This window comes from Mesorhizobium sp. M7A.T.Ca.US.000.02.2.1 (genome assembly GCF_003996995.1).
Lineage (GTDB): Bacteria > Pseudomonadota > Alphaproteobacteria > Rhizobiales > Rhizobiaceae > Mesorhizobium.
In genome coordinates, this window is the sequence record NZ_RZTT01000090.1 from 1 (window position 1) to 17,174 (window position 17,174).

Sequence of the window (17,174 nt, forward strand, 5' to 3'; positions counted from 1 at the left end):
CAACGACCGCTATCCGTTCAGTCCCGAAAGCGCGGTGGACGTCAATGTCCGCGACTTCGCCCGCCTGTTCGGACCGGCGGGCCTGATCGACGCGTTCACCAACGACCATTTGATCAGCTATGTCGACACCGCCAGCCAGCCGTGGAAATGGCGTGCCGATTTCGGCCTCGACCCTTCGGCGCTGGCGGCTTTCGAGCAGGCCAGGCGGATACGCGACGATCTCTTTCCCGGCGGTACAGGACCGGTGATGAGCTTCACGCTGGAACCCAAGGACCTGTCTCCGAACGTCACGCGCGTAACGCTCAATCTCGATGGCCAGACCCTCGTCTACTTCAACAACGCGACGCGGCCGCAACCGATGACCTGGCCCGGCAAGGACGGCACCGGGGTGATCTCGCTCGCCTTCCAGCCCATCGATGGTTCGCCCGAAATCATGCTCAACGAGACCGGCAGCTGGGCGTGGCTGAGGATACTGCGCAGCGGCCGATTCACCGGCACTTCGCTGTCGGATGTCTACAGCCTGCGCCTGGGGACGAAAGGCATGTACGCCGATTTCGAGCTCAAGGCCGCCAGCGTCGAAAATCCCTACAACCTGCAAATGTTCAAGAAATTCTCATGTCCGCCGCAGATATGAAGCTGCCTGGCTTTTACGGCAAAATGCCCGCCACCGGAGATTTCGTGACACGGCGGCTGCCGGGCGACTTTGTTCGCGGCTGGGACCGTTGGCTGGCGCAGCATCTCGTCCCGCTGTTCGGCTCGGAATTTTGGCCGAGCACAACCGCGCTGCGCTTCCTGGCTGGCCCGGCTTGCTTCGGCGCATCGGCGGGCATCATTGTGCAGAGCGCCGACAGGGTCGGCAGGCAATTCCCTTTGAGCGTCGTCGCGCAGCTTGCTGAAGCTCCGGTTCGGCTGGCTGACGCCGAGGCGTGGTTTGCCGAGATCGAAGAAGCGGCCATCGCCGCCCAGCACGGCGAGCTGACGCCGGACGAACTGGATACAGTATTGAGCGGACTGCCGGTGCCTCCTGTCGAGGCCGACGACGAGGTCATCAGCGGTATGGTGATGTGGACCGCCCGTTCGGACATTTTCGACATCGATCCGCAATCGCCGCAAGCGACGCTGAAGCAGATTCTCGCCGCCAGCTGGGAGACCAACTGATGCGGATCTTGAACCAGATGGGGTATCCGCACCAATTCACCATGGGCATGGACAAGGCCGGCCATGAGTGGATTGTCGTGGTCGCCAAAGGCACGTTCGACTTCCCCGCCGAGCCGGGCGGACTGGTGCGAAAATCAGCGGAACAGGTGCCCCTGGTGATGGCCGACACACAGACCGGCGTGGCCGGCTACTCGGCCACGCTCTGGGAGACCGACTTCGCCTTCCGCAAACCACGCTGCGACGTGATCGCCAATGGCTGCGCCTATGCGCCGGGCGGGCGCCCGGCAGAGCGCGTGCCGGTCGGCATCAAGGTTGGTAATTGGTCAAAACTGTTCGAGGTTGTCGGCCACCGCGAATGGCGCTCGATCGGGCCGGTTTTTACCGCCACATCGCCGCAACCCTTCCTGAAACTGCCCATTTCCTACGACGTTGCCTGGGGCGGCGTCGACAGGTTGGACCCGGAGGACAAACTTCCCGCCAGCTACAAATACAACCCGGTCGGAACCGGCTGGTCCCGAACCAGGAACCAGCGCCTCGTACCCGGGCTGCGGCTACCGAACACGCAAGCTGTCGACGAAGACATCCGCTCTCCCTTCGGTGATTACAAACCGATGAGCTTTGGCCCGATGGGCCGCGGATGGCCGGGCCGGATCGAGTATGGCGGCACTTACGACGACAATTGGGCCAAGAACATCTTTCCGTTCCTGCCGCCGGATTTCGACGAGCGCTATTTCCAGATGGCGCCGCCTGACCAGCAGATCGACAATCCGCGAGGCGGCGAAGAGGTGGTGCTTGTGAACCTGGCTCCCGAAGGGCGAGTGAGCTTTCGCCTACCGTCGGCAGCATTGCCGATGACGTTGTTCAAAGGCAGGCAAAAGGCCTATGAGGCCGACATATTTCCAGACACCGTTCTGCTCGACCCAGAAAGACGCCGCTTCTCGCTCGTCTGGCGCCTCTCGCAGCGCATTCACAAGACCATCCTCGATTTCTCGGAGTGCTGGGTAGGTCCGCCAACGCCGGCCATGCTGAGAGCGAGGCTCAAGGGAAAACAATATGTTCGTGTTGGCCACATCACGCCCGCACGAGAGAATGAAGACGCATGAGTGCGCAACTCGACATCGTCTCGATAGGCATGGTTACGGCTGTCGGCCTCGACGCGCCGTCAGCTTGCGCGGCAATGCGTGCAAGACTCGACGGTTTCCAGCAAACGCGACTTCGGGGCTCCGCCGGCGAGTGGCTAACCGGTGCGCCAATCGCGTTACCGCGCAATTGGATTGGTGACAGGCGCATGGCGCATCTGGCGGCTGGTGCTATTTGCGAAGCGTTCGAAAGCGTGCCGGAAGCACGCGGCCAAACGGCACTGATCTTATGCCTTCCCGAGGAAGAGCGGCCCGGCCGGCCTGTCAGCGACAATTCCGCTTTGCTTAGGAGCGTTGCAGAAATTGTTGAGGTCGAACCGCATGCACGCTCCAGAATAATAGCGCACGGACGACCTGCAGGCGTTGTCGCATTGGAACATGCTCGCCGGTTGCTGGCATCAGGCGAGGTGCCCTTTGTGATGATTGCCGGCGTCGATAGTTATCTGAAAAGCCAGACAGTCACGCACTATATCTCCTGCAATCGTCTCCTTACGCCGCAAAATCCGAACGGGTTCATACCTGGGGAGGCGGCGGCGGCGATCATTTGCACCCAGGGTCGACAGGGCGGTCTTCGGCTATTTGGGCTTGGGCTCTCTCGCGAAAATGCATCGATCTACAACACTGAAGATTTGCCTTTGCGCGGTGACGGCATGACGGCTGCTTATCGCGCGGCATTCGAAGAAACCGGTATCGAAATGAACCGGCTCGGGTACCGGATCGCTGACCTCGTAGGAGAACAGTACTGGTTCAAGCAAAGCGCTCTTGCCAGCCTGCGCTTACTGCGAGGAAGGCATGAGTTTCAAGACATCTGGTCGCCAGGCGAGTCCCTCGGCAATGTCGGAGCTGCCGTGGTGCCACTCATGCTTGGCATGGCTTTCACCGCGGCACGCAAGGGCTACGCTGCCGGAAATCCGGTTTTGATCGAGGCATCGAACGATGCCGGCGCCTGCGGCGCAGCTATCGTGGCATCGAGGGCCGCGTAATGGGCGGGGTGTTCGCCAACGGCCTGGAAATTTCCGGCAAAGCCGTGAACGCCCAGACCATCGCCGCATTCCCGGATGTTTGCTTTACACCTCCGGAAAACCCCGCAACGCCGCCCGGCGTGCCCATCCCCTACCCTAGTTTCGGATTGGGCAGCGACACAGAGCAAGGGACCGGCACCGTCAAGATCGGCGGCAAGACCGTCAACATCAAGAACAAATCCGACCTGTCCAGAACGTCTGGGACGGAGGCTGGCTGTGCCGCAAAAAAAGGTGTCATCACATCGAAAAATACGGGAAAGGGGTATTTCAACTCATGGTCTAACGATGTGAAGTTTGATGGCGAGCCTGTCATACGTATGACAGATCTTGCCACAAACAACCATGCATCGCCGACTGGCAATACGGTTACATGGCCGCACACGGCCGCCATAACTGTCAGTGGGCAGGACTGTGCAACGATTTTAAATAACGTGGGTATATATGTGCATCAACACAAGGATTCCGATTGTGCGCACCCGACGGAATCCGAGCACTGCTTTGAAAATCAGATGTTCCAGAGGAGTCGCGGCGGCGATAACTATTCCGGCTGGGGAAATTACGACGTCAACACCGCGCCCTGCATTTGCATGGAGTCCTACAAGAAAACCAAGACCGGATACCGCAAATCCGGTTCTGGGTCGAAACGCGGCTCGCCGCACAACAAAAAGACAAAGAAAGTCCGCGATTTCCTGAAGAAGAAGCGCAGTCCGACCTTAGGCGATGCGATCAAGGAGGTGCAGCAGGCTGTCGGCGACCATCACGAGAAGCTGCAGAGCTGCACCAAAAAGGAGAAAGACGACGCGCTCGAATGCCTGAAGCTCGTGCTCATCGACTACCTCATCGATTGCGCCAGAGCCCCGAAACCGACCCCCGCCCAGATACTGGCAAAACCGATAAGGAAGAAGTGATGCGTGAGCCCGAAACGATCGCCGACTTTGACCCAGAGGAAATCGATGTCCAGGCCGTGGACGGATATCATCACGGCGGCAATCGCTTCAGCGCCAGTTTCGAACTGAGCGATCCCGATGACGAATTCAGCCGGTCCTATCTCCTGGAAATTGAGCTTGGGGCGACCATTCGTTTCAATGCACGGCTTCAGATCGAGGACGCGATCCGGTCCCATGTCAGTTTTGGGCCGCAAGACCATGTTGCGCTTGAGCTTGGAGGGATCATCCACGACCTTCCGCCTGGTTCGGCATCACGCACGGAACTGCGCGAAGGCGCACTGACGCGCCTGTGGGCCCCATCGCGCGACCGGATCTTTGCGATCGGAGATCTTGGCGTAAGCTATCTGCGTGAGCGGGGCCAATGGGGGCAGTTGGAGACCTTCGACGAAGCCGTGCTCAACGATATCCACGGTCGTGACGGAAGTCCGGTGTATTGCGCCGGCGACCGCGGGCTTCTGCTGAGACTCGACGGACGGCGCTGGAATCGTATCGATGTGGGCGTCGAGGAGAATTTCAATACCGTCCTGGCCGGACCTCAGGGTGAGGTCTATCTCGGCGGGGCGAACGGGGCAGCCTACGAATTGCGTGACAGCCAGCTGATTGCGTTGAAGGCCAACGAGGTCGACTATTACGATATCTGCGAGTTCCGCGGCAAACGCTACTGGTCGGACATGAGCTACGGCGTTTCGGTGCAGAAGGGACGCGAACTCGTGCCTCTGCTCGAAACGGAACAAGGTTTTACCATGAACGCGACCGAGGAATTTCTTGTTGTTGCAGGCTGGCACGAATTCTTTCTGTTCGACGGCACTGACTGGTCCGGTTTCGAAATGGGCTATGACGGCAATATCTTCCTTCGAACGGTCGACATCAACAACTACCGATAGGATGGGGGTCATCGGTTCTGTTTCAGGGTCACCGCCAGATATTCTCTAACTTTGGGAAGGTCCAGATCCACAATCTGGATCGGTTTTGGTGCGGCCAGCATCCGCAACACGAAGAGTTCACCCGCTTCCGAGAACTCCTCAAAGCGCTCCTGCGCAATTTTTCGACCTTGATCTCCGGCTACCCGCAAACCGTCCAGATGAGCCTCCAACCTTTCAATCAAGCGGGCAAGACGCACTTCGTCCATCTCCGGATTTTCCTCGGGGTGGAGCAGGTGATGGTCGTAGATCGTCCATAGAAACGCCGCCATTTCGGCATGCTGGCGGACGATCTCGCGCAAGATCGGCGCTGCCATCAGTTCAGGTTCACCGAGCCGCCACGGATACGGTTGGTGGCGCTTGCGTGGCTCGTAACGTATGTGCCGCGGATAATGATATGGCCGTCTTTTTCCATGATGATCGTGGCCTTACCACAGCGCAATTCTATTCGTTCTTCACCCACTATCCTTACCTGTTCGCCGTCGCGTTTGACTTGCGCCCGCGGCTTGCGGCTTGGCTCTACAATGCGCCCCACAATCAGTGGTCGACCAACATCTCCGTCTTCAAACAGGAGCGCGACCTCGGAGCCGATCATATCCGAACTCATTTCGGCCAGGCTTCGGGCTCTTACCGCGGTCTCCCTTGTATTGCCCGGGAATACGACGAGCGGTGCTTCGTCATCGAAGCCGAGAAAAACTCCGATTATCACCCCTTCGATCCGCTTCCGAGTCTTGGTCATCCAGCCGCCCTCAATTCTGCTTGATCTCCGAACCTTTCATCGTGATGTCGCTTGAAGCCTTCACGTTGATCTTGCCCGAGCCTTTGACGGAAATGTCCTTGCCTTCAATATTGATGGTGCCGTCCTTCTTCATCGAAATCGCGGCCGAGCCACACTTGATCACGATGGAGTCGCCAGCCTCGATCAACAAATCTTTGCCGATCTTGATGGCACCGTCCTCGCCAATCTCGACAAGGCTTCCCTTGGCTATCTTCAGGGAGCGCGCGCCGCCGACATTGGTCGCGTCATCCTCGGCGATTTTGGCGTTTCGCCCTTTGCCGATCTGCGAGGAATGGGCTCCGCCGACCTTGAAACTTTGATCCGCCGCCACCTGCACGCTCTGGTTCGCGCCCACCGACCAGTTGTCGTCGGCACCAATGCTATGGCTCTGCGCCGCACCCACCGTAACCGACCGTGTCGCGCCGATTGTATTGGCCTGCGGGCCACCCACGGTCCTGGTCTCGGATGCTCCGACGCTGTCGACACGGGCGGCGCCGACCGTAATGGTCTGGACGATCGCGACGGTCTGCGTGTGATTGGACCCGATCGTCTCCGTCGAGTTCGACCCGATATTGATCGTCTCGTTCGACCCTACCGTAAGCGAGCGATTGACGCCCACCGTCTCGGTATCGTTCTTGCCGATGTCGGTTGTCTGGTCGACGCCGACCTTAACTGTCTTGTTGTTGCCGACGTCCTCGTCGAGGTTGTGGCCGACGGAATGCTTGGCGTCGTGGTCGATGCGGTCCGACTGATCGTGCTGCACCAGCTTGGTTCGGTCATGCTTGATCAGAAGGTGGTGATCCTTCTGCGCCTGGAAATTGACCAGCTCGGAGCCGGCCTTGTCCTCGAACATCAGCTCGTTGTAGCCGCCGCCGCCGAGCGAGGAGTCCGACTTCCAGCCGGATTGCGTGGCACTCGCCGGCAGGCCATAGGGCGGCATCTGCGAGGCATTATAGACCCGGCCGGTGATGATCGGCAGGTCAGGGTCGCCTTCGATAAAGTCGACGATCACCTCCTGGCCGATGCGCGGTATCTGGATGAAGCCCCAGCCGCTGCCGGCCCAGGTCTGTGAGACCCGCACGAAACAGGAGCTGTTCTCGTCCTTCTTGCCCAGGCGATCCCAGTGGAATTGCACCTTCACCCTGGCGTATTTGTCGGTGAATATTTCCTGGCCTGACGGACCGACCACGGTCGCCGTCTGCGGCCCACGCATGATCGGTCGGGGCGTGATCCGTGGCGGACGATAGGGCAAGGCGGTCGGCGCCACGCCCAGGATCACCTTGAAGTTCTCGCTGTCGACGTCGGCATGGCTTCTGTATCCCGGATCGAACAGCCTGTATTCGGCGCTGACCACCAGATACTCCTGGTTCTGGTCCTCGCGCGGAAAGCCATCGAGCTTGAACGTACAGCCCGAAAACAGGCCGCGCACGGTGCCGACCGCGGCGATACGCTGGTGGACGGCCTGGATTTCCTCGCGTCGGATCGCGGCCAGGTTGTCGCCCCGGCCGACTTCGAGATGCGCGCCGGGCTGGCGGTAGTTTTCGCCGGCGGCCAGCTTGTGACTGAAAGGCTGGGCCGACTTGGCCATAAGGTCGGCGCCCGGCTTCTTGAAATCATAGTCGGTGTGGGCATAGGCGCCCGGACGCACCGAACTGCCCGGTATCCATTCGGTGATGTATTCGACATCGCGCCGGGAGCCCTGCCCTTCAAAATGATAAGGTACTTGCTCGTAGCCCGGCGCCGGCTTCAGCTTGCTCATCGCATCGGTCAGGACAAGCGTGTGTTTGCCCTCGTCATGCTCGAAAAAATACAGGATGCCTTCATGCTCGAGCAGCCGCTGGACGAAATCCAGATCGGTCTCGTCATATTGCACGCAGTATTCGCGCTGAGGGTAGGAACCCTGCAGACGCAGATCGAACTCCGCCGTGCTGTATTTCTTGAAGACGTCCTTGACGATGTCGACGACGCTCTTGTTCTGGAAAATACGGCAATCGGTGGTGTTGCCGAGGAACCAGAGCCACGGCCTGACGACCGCTTCGTAGTAGGCCAGCCGGTCTTCTATGCGGGTCAGGCGAAACTCGGACACAAGGCCGCTGAACCAACGTTTCGGATCGGATTCGCCTTCCACCGAAACGACACCCCCCAGCATCTTCAGCGGATCGATATCGGGGCTGGGGCTGACGAACCCTACCGTATAGGCCAAACAACGGCTGATCTCATCGCGACCGACAAGATGCGTGAAGGTCAACAGCTCGGCGCCAACCGGTGTTTGCACAACCGTGGCACGTTCGTTCGGCATGGGTCGTGCCCCTCCTGGACGCGGCCGCCGGCAGTGGGTTTGAAGTTCCCGCATCCAGGAACTTTTTGGCCCGCCGCACCAGGCTATGTTGAGCCTACCACATGTTGTCCGGCCGACCAAAGAGATGCACAGCGGAAAAACCTTACCTTGCCGATGCATTGGCTCGAAACGCCGCTGTCCTGTTGGATGTGCAAACTGCTAGAATGTGGAGTATCGATCAGCGTTCGACGGCGATCCTCGATGTATATCAGTCTGCAAATCAACAATGTCGACGCCTTGCCTGCGGGCATCTCGACCAGTTACGCGGCGCGTGATCGCGGCTTCGAAATCGGACGCGAGGCTTGTGATTGGACCTTGCCGGACCCCGACAAGTTCATCTCCGGCCGGCATTGCGAGGTTCGCTACGAGGCAGGCGCTTTCTGGCTGCACGATGTCTCGCGCAACGGAACCTACATCAACGGATCGAGCCAGCGCATGACCGGCCCGCATCGGCTGAGCCATGGCGACCGGGTGCTGATCGGCCGCTATGTCATCTTCGTATCGATCGACGACGAGCGCGCCACAACAGGCCATATCAGTTCGACACAACGAGAAATGCCGGCCGCGACAGGCCGGCCGCTCGAATTCGCCGCCGAGCCGTTCTTCACTCCTTCGGAGCAACAGTCCGGGCAGCGGGTTCCGGCTCCGGCGTTCTCGTCGCAACCGCCTCTCCCCTCGACCAGAGACGAAGTGCTGCGGGAAATCGCGATCGCGGCCGGCATCTCGCCGGAATTGCTTCAATCGCGCGATCCGCATGAAGTTGCCGCCGAAATCGGCACGGTCCTGCGGACTGTGGTCGAGGAACTGACCATGCTTTTGAAAGCGCGCGCGGCCGCGAAAATACTGGCCAAGAGCACACAACGGACGATGATTAGCGCCGCCGACAACACCCCCCTGAAGTTCGTCCCGGGAACCGACGACATCCGCAAAATCATGTTCGCCCGCCGCAGGGCCGGCTATCTGGATGCCAGGCGCAGCATCGAAGATGCATTCCGCGATCTCAAGACGCACGAATTCGCCACCTATGCCGCCATGCAAGCTGCGCTGTCGCGGCTGCTCGACGATCTGTCGCCCGAGGCGATCGGAAAGAAACTCCCCCCGACATCGTTCTCGTCGAAGAAAAGCCAGGCCTGGGACGCTTTTGTCGCGACCTGGCGAACCATGGAGGAAGCCCACGAGAACGGCATGCTGGACATATTCCTGGCCTATTTCAGCGAGGCCTATGCCAAGGCCGACAAGCAGAAATAGACAGGCCCAAAGGGGGATGCGAGGCTGAAGTCGACGAAGAAAACCTCTTTGGTGCGCGGCATCCGGTTCCAATCGAGAGTTTGTGAGATTACGATCGTATACGACAATTCGCTAAGCGGCTAAGGCTGATCGACCTGGGGGTCTGCGGCAAATGTCATCTTTCGGCGGGATAGTAAGATATAGCCTACCTTCCTCCGGACACTGTCAGGGTCGGCAGGGTTTGCGTTTCCTTCACCTGACGAGAAACCGTTTTGCGCCTGTCTCACCCAGTCGCGGGCACACCGCCTGCACGGACGATCGTCCATGAGTTCGAAGGACGACCCTTTCGGCCCGGCGGGCAAGACCGTCATTCGCGCCCCTCCACGGCGTGAGCGAAAACCGGCGCCGGTCCCTCAAGTGCCCGTCGCGGATGACGGGCAAACCTCGCTGATTAAGAATTCGACCGTATTCGATCCCGGCATCGGCCGGCATACACCGCCGGGCTGGGCATCCGGGACAGTGATTTATCAAGGAGCCCCTTCCGCTTCGGCAGGAAGCGGCGCTTCCGAGGCAGCTCTGCGGCAGGAGACCCTGCTCAATGTCACGGACAGTGTCAGATATTCCGCGGCAAACCCGATCCTTGCCGCGGCCGCACCATTGCTGATGCTGTTCGGCCAGTTCAGGCTTATCCCCGTCGAGAAACAAGCCGAGCCGTTGGCCGAACATGTCACTGAGGCGATCGATAGGTTCGACAGGACAGTCGAGAACTCAGGTGTTGCCGAAGAGGATGCGCGGATTGCGAAATTCATCCTCTGCGAAACCGCCGACGATCTCGTCGGCAACCTGCCTTGGCCACAGAAAGACACTTGGGCGCAGCACAGCATGCTGTCGCAGTTCTTTCACGTCGAGCCCAGCGGCACAGGCTTCTTCGAAGCGCTGAACAAGGTCCTGGCCAATCCCGAGGCACACTACGATCTGCTCGAACTGATGCATGTCTGCCTGTCGCTGGGGTTCGAGGGCCAGTACCGGGGCCTGGCGCGCGAAGACAGCAATCTCGAACGCGTTCGGCGCGACGTCTACGAAACGCTTCGCTATTTCAGGGCACGCGCGGACGCGGACATCTCGCCCCGCTGGCAAGGCTTGGCGTCGACCATGACGCAGTCGTCGACACGCCTGCCGCTCTGGGTCGTCGCGGCAGCTGCGTCAGCGCTGCTGACTGCTGCATTCTTCGCACTGCGGGTCTTCATCACCAACGAAGGCGAAGCTGCCGCCGGTGAATTGCTGGCACTCAACCCATCGCCGCCGATTACCATCGAACGGGCCAGCGTGGCGCCGTTGGCGGAGCCGGCGAAAGTCGTCCCACCCGTCGCCACAACCACGCAGATCGATCGCATCCGTTCGGCACTGGCCAAGGAAGTCGAAGGCGGCGGGCTGACCATCGGCACGAAGGGCGACTTCATCGTTGTGGAAATCAACAATCTCCTGCTGTTCCAGTCCGGCAGGGCCGAGGCGAAGCCGGAGTTCCAGCCCGTTGCCGCAGATATCGCCGCGGCCCTGGAACCCGAGCGCGGACCGATCACGATTGTCGGCCATACGGACAATGTGAAGCCGCGGAAATCGAGCCCATTCAAGTCCAACTTCGATCTCTCCGTCGCCAGAGCGAAAGCTGTCAAGACAATGATGGCACCGAAGTTCAGCGATCCTTCGCGATTGACGGTCGACGGCAAGGGCGAGGACGAGCCAATCGCCGACAATGCGACGCCGGAAGGCCGCACCAAGAACCGCCGTGTCGATGTGATGATCGCCAAGGAGGAAACATTGTGAGCACGGCCAGTCGGGAGCGGCCATGACGCGTTGGCTGCTGCGGATATTCAGCATGATCGCGCTGGCCGGCTTTGCGGCGGCAGTGTGGTTTGCCGGGCCCTTGATCCGCTTCGCCGATACCCGTCCTTTCGGACCTGCCTGGCTGCGCGCCACAATCATCGGTGTGATCGTGGCAGCGCTCGCGCTTTTCTACGGCCTGCGTTTCTGGCAAGCGAGAAAAGCGCAAAAAGAGCTGGAAACCGTGGTCGCGCGCAATGACGACCGCGATGACGACTCGCGGGTGCTCGAAGCCCGCGTGAATGAGGCCGTGGCGGCGCTCAAGCGGTCGAGCGGCAAACGCAATTTCCTTTATGAGATCCCCTGGTACATCGTCATCGGCCCGCCCGGCGCCGGCAAGACAACGGCGCTGGTCAATTCGGGTCTGAATTTTCCGCTGGCCGGTTCGGGTGATGCCCAGCCAGTTGCGGGCGTTGGCGGAACACGCTCCTGCGACTGGTGGTTTACCGACCAGGCCGTCCTGATCGACACAGCAGGACGCTACACGACGCAGGATTCCAATGCCGAGACCGACAAAAAGAGCTGGCTTGCCTTCTTGTCACTGCTCAAGAGAGCCCGCGCACGGCAACCGATAAACGGCGTCATCCTGGCCATCAGCCTCGCCGACCTCGTCAGCCTCGACGATCAGCAGCTTGACGCTCACGTCGTCGAGATACGCAGTCGTCTGCGGGAAATCCACGAGACGCTGAAAATCCAGTTTCCGGTGTACCTGCTGTTCACCAAGGCCGACCTGGTTTCAGGGTTCATGGATTACTTCGGCGGCTTCGACGAGCCCCGCCGACGCAAGGTCTGGGGTGCGACATTCCAGACCACGGATCGCAACAAGAATATGGCCGCCGAGGCTCCGGCCGAATTCGATACACTGGCAAGACGCCTGGCAGAGGAGATACCTGACCGCCTTCAGGAAGAGGCTGATCCGGTCGCGCGCATATCCGTCTTTGGCTTTCCGGCGCAGTTTGGCGCGCTGAAGGAGCGAATTGCGAATTTCATCGCCAGCCTGTTCGATCCGACCCGCAGCCAGGTGAATGTCAGCCTGCGTGGACTCTATTTCTCTTCAGGCACGCAGGAGGGAACCCCAATCGATCAGGTGTTGGGCGCGATCGGCCGCAATTTCGGCAGCAGCCCCCGCGCCCATCTTTCCGGAACCGGCAAAAGCTTCTTTTTGCACGATCTGCTGACGGGCGTCATTTTTGCCGAATCCGGATGGGTTTCGTATGACAAATCAGCTGTAAGACGTGCAACGATCGCCAGGTTCGCCGGCCTTGGCGCCATCGCGTTGATCGCTGCGGCGGCCCTCGGCACCCTGGCCCTGAGCTTCACAGCCAACAGGTCGCTGATCGCCTCCACCACGCAGGCCATGAGCCAGTATCGCCAGACGGCGGACGCGTTGCTCAAAAGCACCGAGGTCACCGATGTCGACCTCGAAAACGTCATTGGCCCGCTCGACCAGTTGCGCAATCTGCCGGCTGGGTTCGAAACCGGCGACGTGCCGACACCGATCGAGGAGACGTTCGGCCTCAGCCAGCGGGAGAGACTTCTTTCGGCATCCAAGACGGCTTACCGGGAAGCGCTGGAACGAATGTTCCGATCGCGCCTGCTGATCCAGGCCGAGCGGACGATCCAGGCCAGGATGGCCGATCCCGCCGCGCTCTACGAGCCGTTGAAAATCTACCTGATGCTTGGCGGCAAGGCGCCGAAGGTCGACGACGCGTTGATCATTTCCTGGATGAAGCAGGATTGGGAGCAGAACCGGTATCCAGGTGAAAACAACCGCGAAGGACGCGAGCATCTCGAAAAGCACCTGGGTGCCATGCTTGCCTTGGACGACGCCTACGATCCGGTTTTCGAACTCAACCAGCCGCTCGTCGAAGCCGCTCAACGGTCGCTCGGGCGCATGAGCCTTGCCGACCGTGCCTCGGCTTTGGTCAAATCCGCAGTATACGCGGCAGCTCTGGATGATTTTTCTGTTTCCCTGAAAAGCGGCCCGGAAGCCCCGTTACTGTTCGAGCGGGTCGATGGCGGCGATTTGTCAGGCCTTCGTGTTCCCGGCCTCTATACTTATGCCGGCTTCAACAGCTTCTATCTCGTGCAACTCTCGCGCATTGCCCAGACGCTCGCCGACGACCAGTGGGTCCTCGGTGGCGGCGGCGAGCAAGGCGGCATCGATCAGGAGTTGCCCAAGCTCGGTCCCGAACTTCTCGACCGCTATGGCAAGGAGTTCGCAACGGCGTGGAACAGCGTTCTCGACGGGTTGAAATTGAAAGCGATGCTGAAGGACAAGCCGCGCTATATCGCGCTTTCCGCCGTCGCCTCGCCAACCTCGCCGATCGAACTGCTGTTTACGGCGATCGCCGACGAAACCGCTCTGACGCAGGACGCTGCTTCCGGCAAGGACTCAGCCACCGCGGTTGAAGGCGGCGCGGGCCAGTTACAGGACGCAGCAAGCACGGCCAAGGGTCTGGCTCGCATCGGCATACAAATCGCCATCGGAAAATCGCACACCCGTGCCGGCACAGAATCCTTAAGCGCGCAAAACCAGAATCCCGGGGCCAACATCGAAGCGCAATTCAGGCCGTTCCAGGCCCTGGTGAGCGGTGCTGCCGGACACCGCCCGATCGATGCCTTGACCCAGAATTTCCGCGATATCTACCAGAGCCTGCAACTGGCAACCGACGTCCCCTCCCAGACGGAACGCGTCAACGCAAACCTGCAGCTCCAGATAGCCACCCTTCGCGCCAATGTCTCGCGACTGCCCAAGCAACTCGGCCGGATGGTCAATGCGACGGCAGACGAGTTTGAAGGCAACGTCACCGAGACCTCGGTGGCAAATTTGAACCAGATGCTCGACCAGACGGTCACACAGCCCTGCGAGGCGGCGGTCAACGGCCGTTATCCTTTCGCCCGCAATGGCACCGAGGACATCGCGATGGCGGATTTCGCCAAACTGTTCGCTCCGGGCGGGCTGATGGACCGGTTCTTCGCACAGAACCTCGCATCGCTGATCGATATGACCGGTCAGGACTGGAGCTGGAAACAGGATGCTCGCTTCGGCCGCGACCTGTCGAAGTCGACGCTGAAGAACTTCCAGCTGGCGGCCGAAATCCGTAGCGCCTTCTTTCCCCAGGGCGGTTCGGTGCCCTCGGTCAGCGTGACCTTCACGCCGTTCTCACTGCATGGCGATGCCGATGCGGCGGTGCTCGATGTCGACGGCCAGACCGTCCAGAGCAACCAAGCGGGCAACATGCCGAGCATAGTGACCTGGCCGAGCGGCACGGCTTCCGGATCCGCCAGTCTGAGCCTGACGCCGGAGATGCCAGGCCGCGAATCCGCCATCAAGTTCGAAGGGCCGTGGGCCCTGAAGCGACTTCTGGACAAGGCTGCCGTCACCGGCCACGACAGCAACATGCAAGCACGCTTCGTGATTGGCGGACGCGACGTTACTTATACGCTCCAGACAGGTTCAGGCTCCAACCACTTCTTCCTCCCGGCCCTTTCCGGATTCAGCTGTCCCAAGGCGTTTTGAGATGGGTTTGATCTGCTGATCCTGGCGCCGATCCGCTGACCAGAGTTCAAACCCCGGTTTTCCTTAGTTTTCGGTACTTTAATGTTCGAGCCTGTGGCAAAGTGGCGCCAGCGAGCGTCCAAAGGTGCGCCGCAGAAGGACGCTTGAAAAGCGCTTGGTGGCAATTTGAATACTGTCGCCCTTTCCATCGAAAGCTTCGGCGTGAGCCACAAAGGCTGTGTCCGTGAGCTCAATGAAGACAGCTATCTAGTCGAGCCACAAACTGGCCTCTGGGTGGTAGCCGACGGAATGGGTGGACATGACGCCGGAGAGGTCGCTTCCGCCAGTATCGTCGATCATCTGTCAACAATCGGCATTGCGAGCTCGGCACCCGATCTTCGGGCCCGCTTCGAGGACAGGCTGAGCCGGGCCAATGCCGAAATCCGCAGCATATCGGAATCGCGCGGCATCACCATCGGCTCCACGGTCGCCGCCCTGTTGGCGATGGACGGACGATTTGCCTGCCTGTGGGCGGGCGACAGCCGGGTTTATCTGATCCGCAACGCCGCGATCTCGCAGATTTCGAAAGACCACACCGAAGTGCAGGAACTCTTGGATCGAGGCATGATCAGCGCGGCCGAGGCGCTCACCTGGCCACGCCGCAATGTCATCACACATGCGATCGGGGTCAGTGACGACTTCGTCATCGATTTCCAGCAGGGCGAACTGATGCCGGGAGACATTTTCGTGCTGGCCACCGATGGGCTGACGGCACATGTCACCGACCCCGAGATCGAGGCCGCTGTCGTGTCGGCTACACCTCAGGCGGCCGGAGAAAACCTGCTGGAAACGGTTCTGGCGCGAGGCGGAACGGACAATGTCACCATTGTGCTGGTTAAGATTGGGAACGGGCGCAATGGACAATCGCTCCACCCTGATCTGTCCAGAGCGGAGGGCCGAGGCTGATGAGCGCCGATGACAAGACGCGAATATCGCCGCAAGTGGCCAACACCGCTGTCGGTACGCAGCTCAGCGGCATCTACGAACTTGACGAACGGATCGCATTCGGCGGCATGGGCGAGGTCTATCGCGGCCACAACATCCAGACCGGCGACCATGTCGCGATCAAGATCGTGCTGCCCGAATTTGCCCGTGACCAGACGATCTTGTCCTTGTTCCGCAAGGAGGCCTCGATCCTCAACCACCTGTCGCATGATGCGGTCGTGCGATACCACGTCTTCACCATCGATCCCGGGATCGGCCGTCCCTACCTTGCCATGGAATTCGTCGACGGCGAGTCGCTGTACGACATCATGCGACGTGGTCCGATGCCGACGGATGAGGTGCGCAAGCTCTGCCATCGCCTCGCATCCGGCCTGAGCGCCGTGCATCAAGCGGGAGCAATCCATCGCGACCTCTCGCCGGACAATATCATCCTGCCGGGGTGCCGGGTCGACCGCGCAAAGATCATCGATTTCGGTATAGCGCGATCGGCGACCGTGGGCGGGGAGACACTGATCGGCGGGAAGTTCGCGGGAAAGTACAACTACGTTTCGCCCGAACAGCTCGGGCTGTACAGCGGCGACGTCAGTGAACAGTCCGACATTTACAGCCTTGGGCTGGTGCTGGCTGCCGCTCTGCGCGGGAAACCGATCGACATGAGCGGATCGCAGTTCGAGATCATCGAAAAGCGCCGGGCCGTGCCTGACCTCTCTGATATCGACGACGATTTTCGTGACATTGTCGAAGCCATGCTGCAACCGGATCCGCGAGACCGGCCGGTCAGCATGGCTGATATCGCCAGGATGACGCGTGGCGAAGACGAAGGAACAACGCCGCCGACGTCCATCACACCCCGCAACCGGTCAGCCGGGCAAACCCTTGCTCCTGATCCCAAGGGCGCCCAGGCATCCAATGTCGCGGGACGCAACGCGCCGACGGCAACGGGCCCGGGCGAGCAGCGCTTCGTCCCGCATGTCCGGCCCGCTCATTTGTCCGAACCGCTGCCTTCGCGGGTCGCCGGCCCTCCGCGCGCGGTCACTGCGGATATGCCCAAGAAAACCACAAAGACCCGAACTATCGCGATCGCTGCCCTGGCGACACTGGCTGTCGCCTCAGGCGCGGGCCTGTATCTGAGCGGCTTCATGACGCCGGCAACGCCGATTGCCGGCAAGACATCGCTTTCCGCGCCCGAACCGTCAAAGCCTACACCGGAAACTTCGGCGCCGACCCTCGCCGACAAAGTCGCGAACGCCCCTGAGC

At 60.4% G+C, this 17,174-nt stretch carries 14 protein-coding genes; 11 read left to right on the forward strand and 3 right to left on the reverse strand.

The genetic code is table 11. The features are described from left to right. The 6 genes from EOD15_RS11360 to EOD15_RS11385 all read left to right on the forward strand — a co-directional run. Positions 1-634, forward strand: a 634-nt coding sequence (locus EOD15_RS11360) for a type VI secretion IcmF C-terminal domain-containing protein (RefSeq protein WP_281035555.1), incomplete at its 5' end; no start/stop codon positions are given. Further along, positions 631-1,158 carry a type VI secretion system-associated protein TagF gene (gene tagF / locus EOD15_RS11365; protein ID WP_127318099.1) on the forward strand — a complete coding sequence of 176 codons (528 nt, stop codon included), beginning with the start codon at positions 631-633 and terminating at the stop codon, positions 1,156-1,158. The genes EOD15_RS11360 and tagF, both read left to right, overlap by 4 nt. Beyond that, entirely contained in the window at positions 1,158-2,261 is a 1,104-nt protein-coding gene (locus EOD15_RS11370) for a DUF2169 domain-containing protein (RefSeq protein ID WP_127318101.1), read from the forward strand. Before tagF ends, EOD15_RS11370 begins: the two co-directional genes overlap by 1 nt. Then, complete coding sequence (locus EOD15_RS11375) at positions 2,258-3,280, forward strand: 3-oxoacyl-ACP synthase (RefSeq protein ID WP_127318103.1); 1,023 nt, start codon at positions 2,258-2,260, stop codon at positions 3,278-3,280. The genes EOD15_RS11370 and EOD15_RS11375 overlap by 4 nt, the downstream gene beginning before the upstream one ends. Beyond that, positions 3,280-4,227: a DUF4150 domain-containing protein gene (locus tag EOD15_RS11380; RefSeq protein ID WP_027035528.1), complete on the forward strand. Its 948-nt coding sequence runs from the start codon at positions 3,280-3,282 to the stop codon at positions 4,225-4,227. The genes EOD15_RS11375 and EOD15_RS11380 overlap by 1 nt, the downstream gene beginning before the upstream one ends. After that, positions 4,227-5,150 carry a hypothetical protein gene (locus EOD15_RS11385; RefSeq protein WP_127318105.1) on the forward strand — a complete coding sequence of 308 codons (924 nt, stop codon included), beginning with the start codon at positions 4,227-4,229 and terminating at the stop codon, positions 5,148-5,150. Before EOD15_RS11380 ends, EOD15_RS11385 begins: the two co-directional genes overlap by 1 nt. 8 nt (positions 5,151-5,158) lie before the next feature. Here EOD15_RS11385 and EOD15_RS11390 read toward each other — a convergent pair whose 3' ends face one another. The 3 genes from EOD15_RS11390 to tssI are packed head-to-tail and all read right to left on the reverse strand — an operon-like array spanning position 5,159 to position 8,263. Continuing rightward, a complete protein-coding gene (locus EOD15_RS11390) occupies positions 5,159-5,506 on the reverse strand; it encodes a hypothetical protein (RefSeq protein WP_127318107.1) in 348 nt (115 codons plus the stop codon). Then, positions 5,503-5,925 (reverse strand): DUF6484 domain-containing protein, encoded by a 423-nt coding sequence (locus EOD15_RS11395; RefSeq protein WP_127318109.1) that lies wholly within the window; start codon positions 5,923-5,925, stop codon positions 5,503-5,505. The genes EOD15_RS11390 and EOD15_RS11395 overlap by 4 nt, the downstream gene beginning before the upstream one ends. Positions 5,926-5,935: 10 nt before the next feature. Next, positions 5,936-8,263 carry a type VI secretion system tip protein TssI/VgrG gene (gene tssI, locus EOD15_RS11400; RefSeq protein WP_127318110.1) on the reverse strand — a complete coding sequence of 776 codons (2,328 nt, stop codon included), beginning with the start codon at positions 8,261-8,263 and terminating at the stop codon, positions 5,936-5,938. A 240-nt stretch (positions 8,264-8,503) separates the two neighbouring features. On the opposite strand from tssI, the gene tagH reads away from it, so the two are divergent. The 5 genes from tagH to EOD15_RS11425 form a co-directional block, all read left to right on the forward strand. Continuing rightward, complete coding sequence (tagH, locus tag EOD15_RS11405) at positions 8,504-9,550, forward strand: type VI secretion system-associated FHA domain protein TagH (RefSeq protein WP_127408490.1); 1,047 nt, start codon at positions 8,504-8,506, stop codon at positions 9,548-9,550. Between the two features lie 303 nt (positions 9,551-9,853). After that, positions 9,854-11,353 carry a type VI secretion system protein TssL, long form gene (gene tssL, locus EOD15_RS11410; RefSeq protein ID WP_127318112.1) on the forward strand — a complete coding sequence of 500 codons (1,500 nt, stop codon included), beginning with the start codon at positions 9,854-9,856 and terminating at the stop codon, positions 11,351-11,353. Positions 11,354-11,375: 22 nt separating this feature from the next. Next, a complete protein-coding gene (tssM, locus tag EOD15_RS11415) occupies positions 11,376-14,933 on the forward strand; it encodes a type VI secretion system membrane subunit TssM (RefSeq protein WP_127408491.1) in 3,558 nt (1,185 codons plus the stop codon). Positions 14,934-15,098: 165 nt separating this feature from the next. Further along, positions 15,099-15,878 carry a protein phosphatase 2C domain-containing protein gene (locus EOD15_RS11420; RefSeq protein ID WP_127322632.1) on the forward strand — a complete coding sequence of 260 codons (780 nt, stop codon included), beginning with the start codon at positions 15,099-15,101 and terminating at the stop codon, positions 15,876-15,878. Continuing rightward, positions 15,878-17,174, forward strand: a 1,297-nt coding sequence (locus EOD15_RS11425; protein WP_148129529.1) for a serine/threonine-protein kinase, incomplete at its 3' end; no start/stop codon positions are given. The genes EOD15_RS11420 and EOD15_RS11425, both read left to right, overlap by 1 nt.

Bases quoted from the DNA above. Each gene is read 5' to 3' on its own strand.
- tssL (WP_127318112.1), top strand. From the start codon at position 9,854: ATGAGTTCGAAGGACGACCCTTTCGGCCCGGCGGGCAAGACCGTCATT.
- EOD15_RS11385 (WP_127318105.1), top strand. From the start codon at position 4,227: ATGCGTGAGCCCGAAACGATCGCCGACTTTGACCCAGAGGAAATCGAT.
- tssM (WP_127408491.1), top strand. From the start codon at position 11,376: ATGACGCGTTGGCTGCTGCGGATATTCAGCATGATCGCGCTGGCCGGC.
- tagH (WP_127408490.1), top strand. From the start codon at position 8,504: ATGTATATCAGTCTGCAAATCAACAATGTCGACGCCTTGCCTGCGGGC.
- tssI (WP_127318110.1), bottom strand. From the start codon at position 8,263: ATGCCGAACGAACGTGCCACGGTTGTGCAAACACCGGTTGGCGCCGAG.
- EOD15_RS11380 (WP_027035528.1), top strand. From the start codon at position 3,280: ATGGGCGGGGTGTTCGCCAACGGCCTGGAAATTTCCGGCAAAGCCGTG.
- EOD15_RS11395 (WP_127318109.1), bottom strand. From the start codon at position 5,925: ATGACCAAGACTCGGAAGCGGATCGAAGGGGTGATAATCGGAGTTTTT.
- tagF (WP_127318099.1), top strand. From the start codon at position 631: ATGAAGCTGCCTGGCTTTTACGGCAAAATGCCCGCCACCGGAGATTTC.
- EOD15_RS11375 (WP_127318103.1), top strand. From the start codon at position 2,258: ATGAGTGCGCAACTCGACATCGTCTCGATAGGCATGGTTACGGCTGTC.
- EOD15_RS11370 (WP_127318101.1), top strand. From the start codon at position 1,158: ATGCGGATCTTGAACCAGATGGGGTATCCGCACCAATTCACCATGGGC.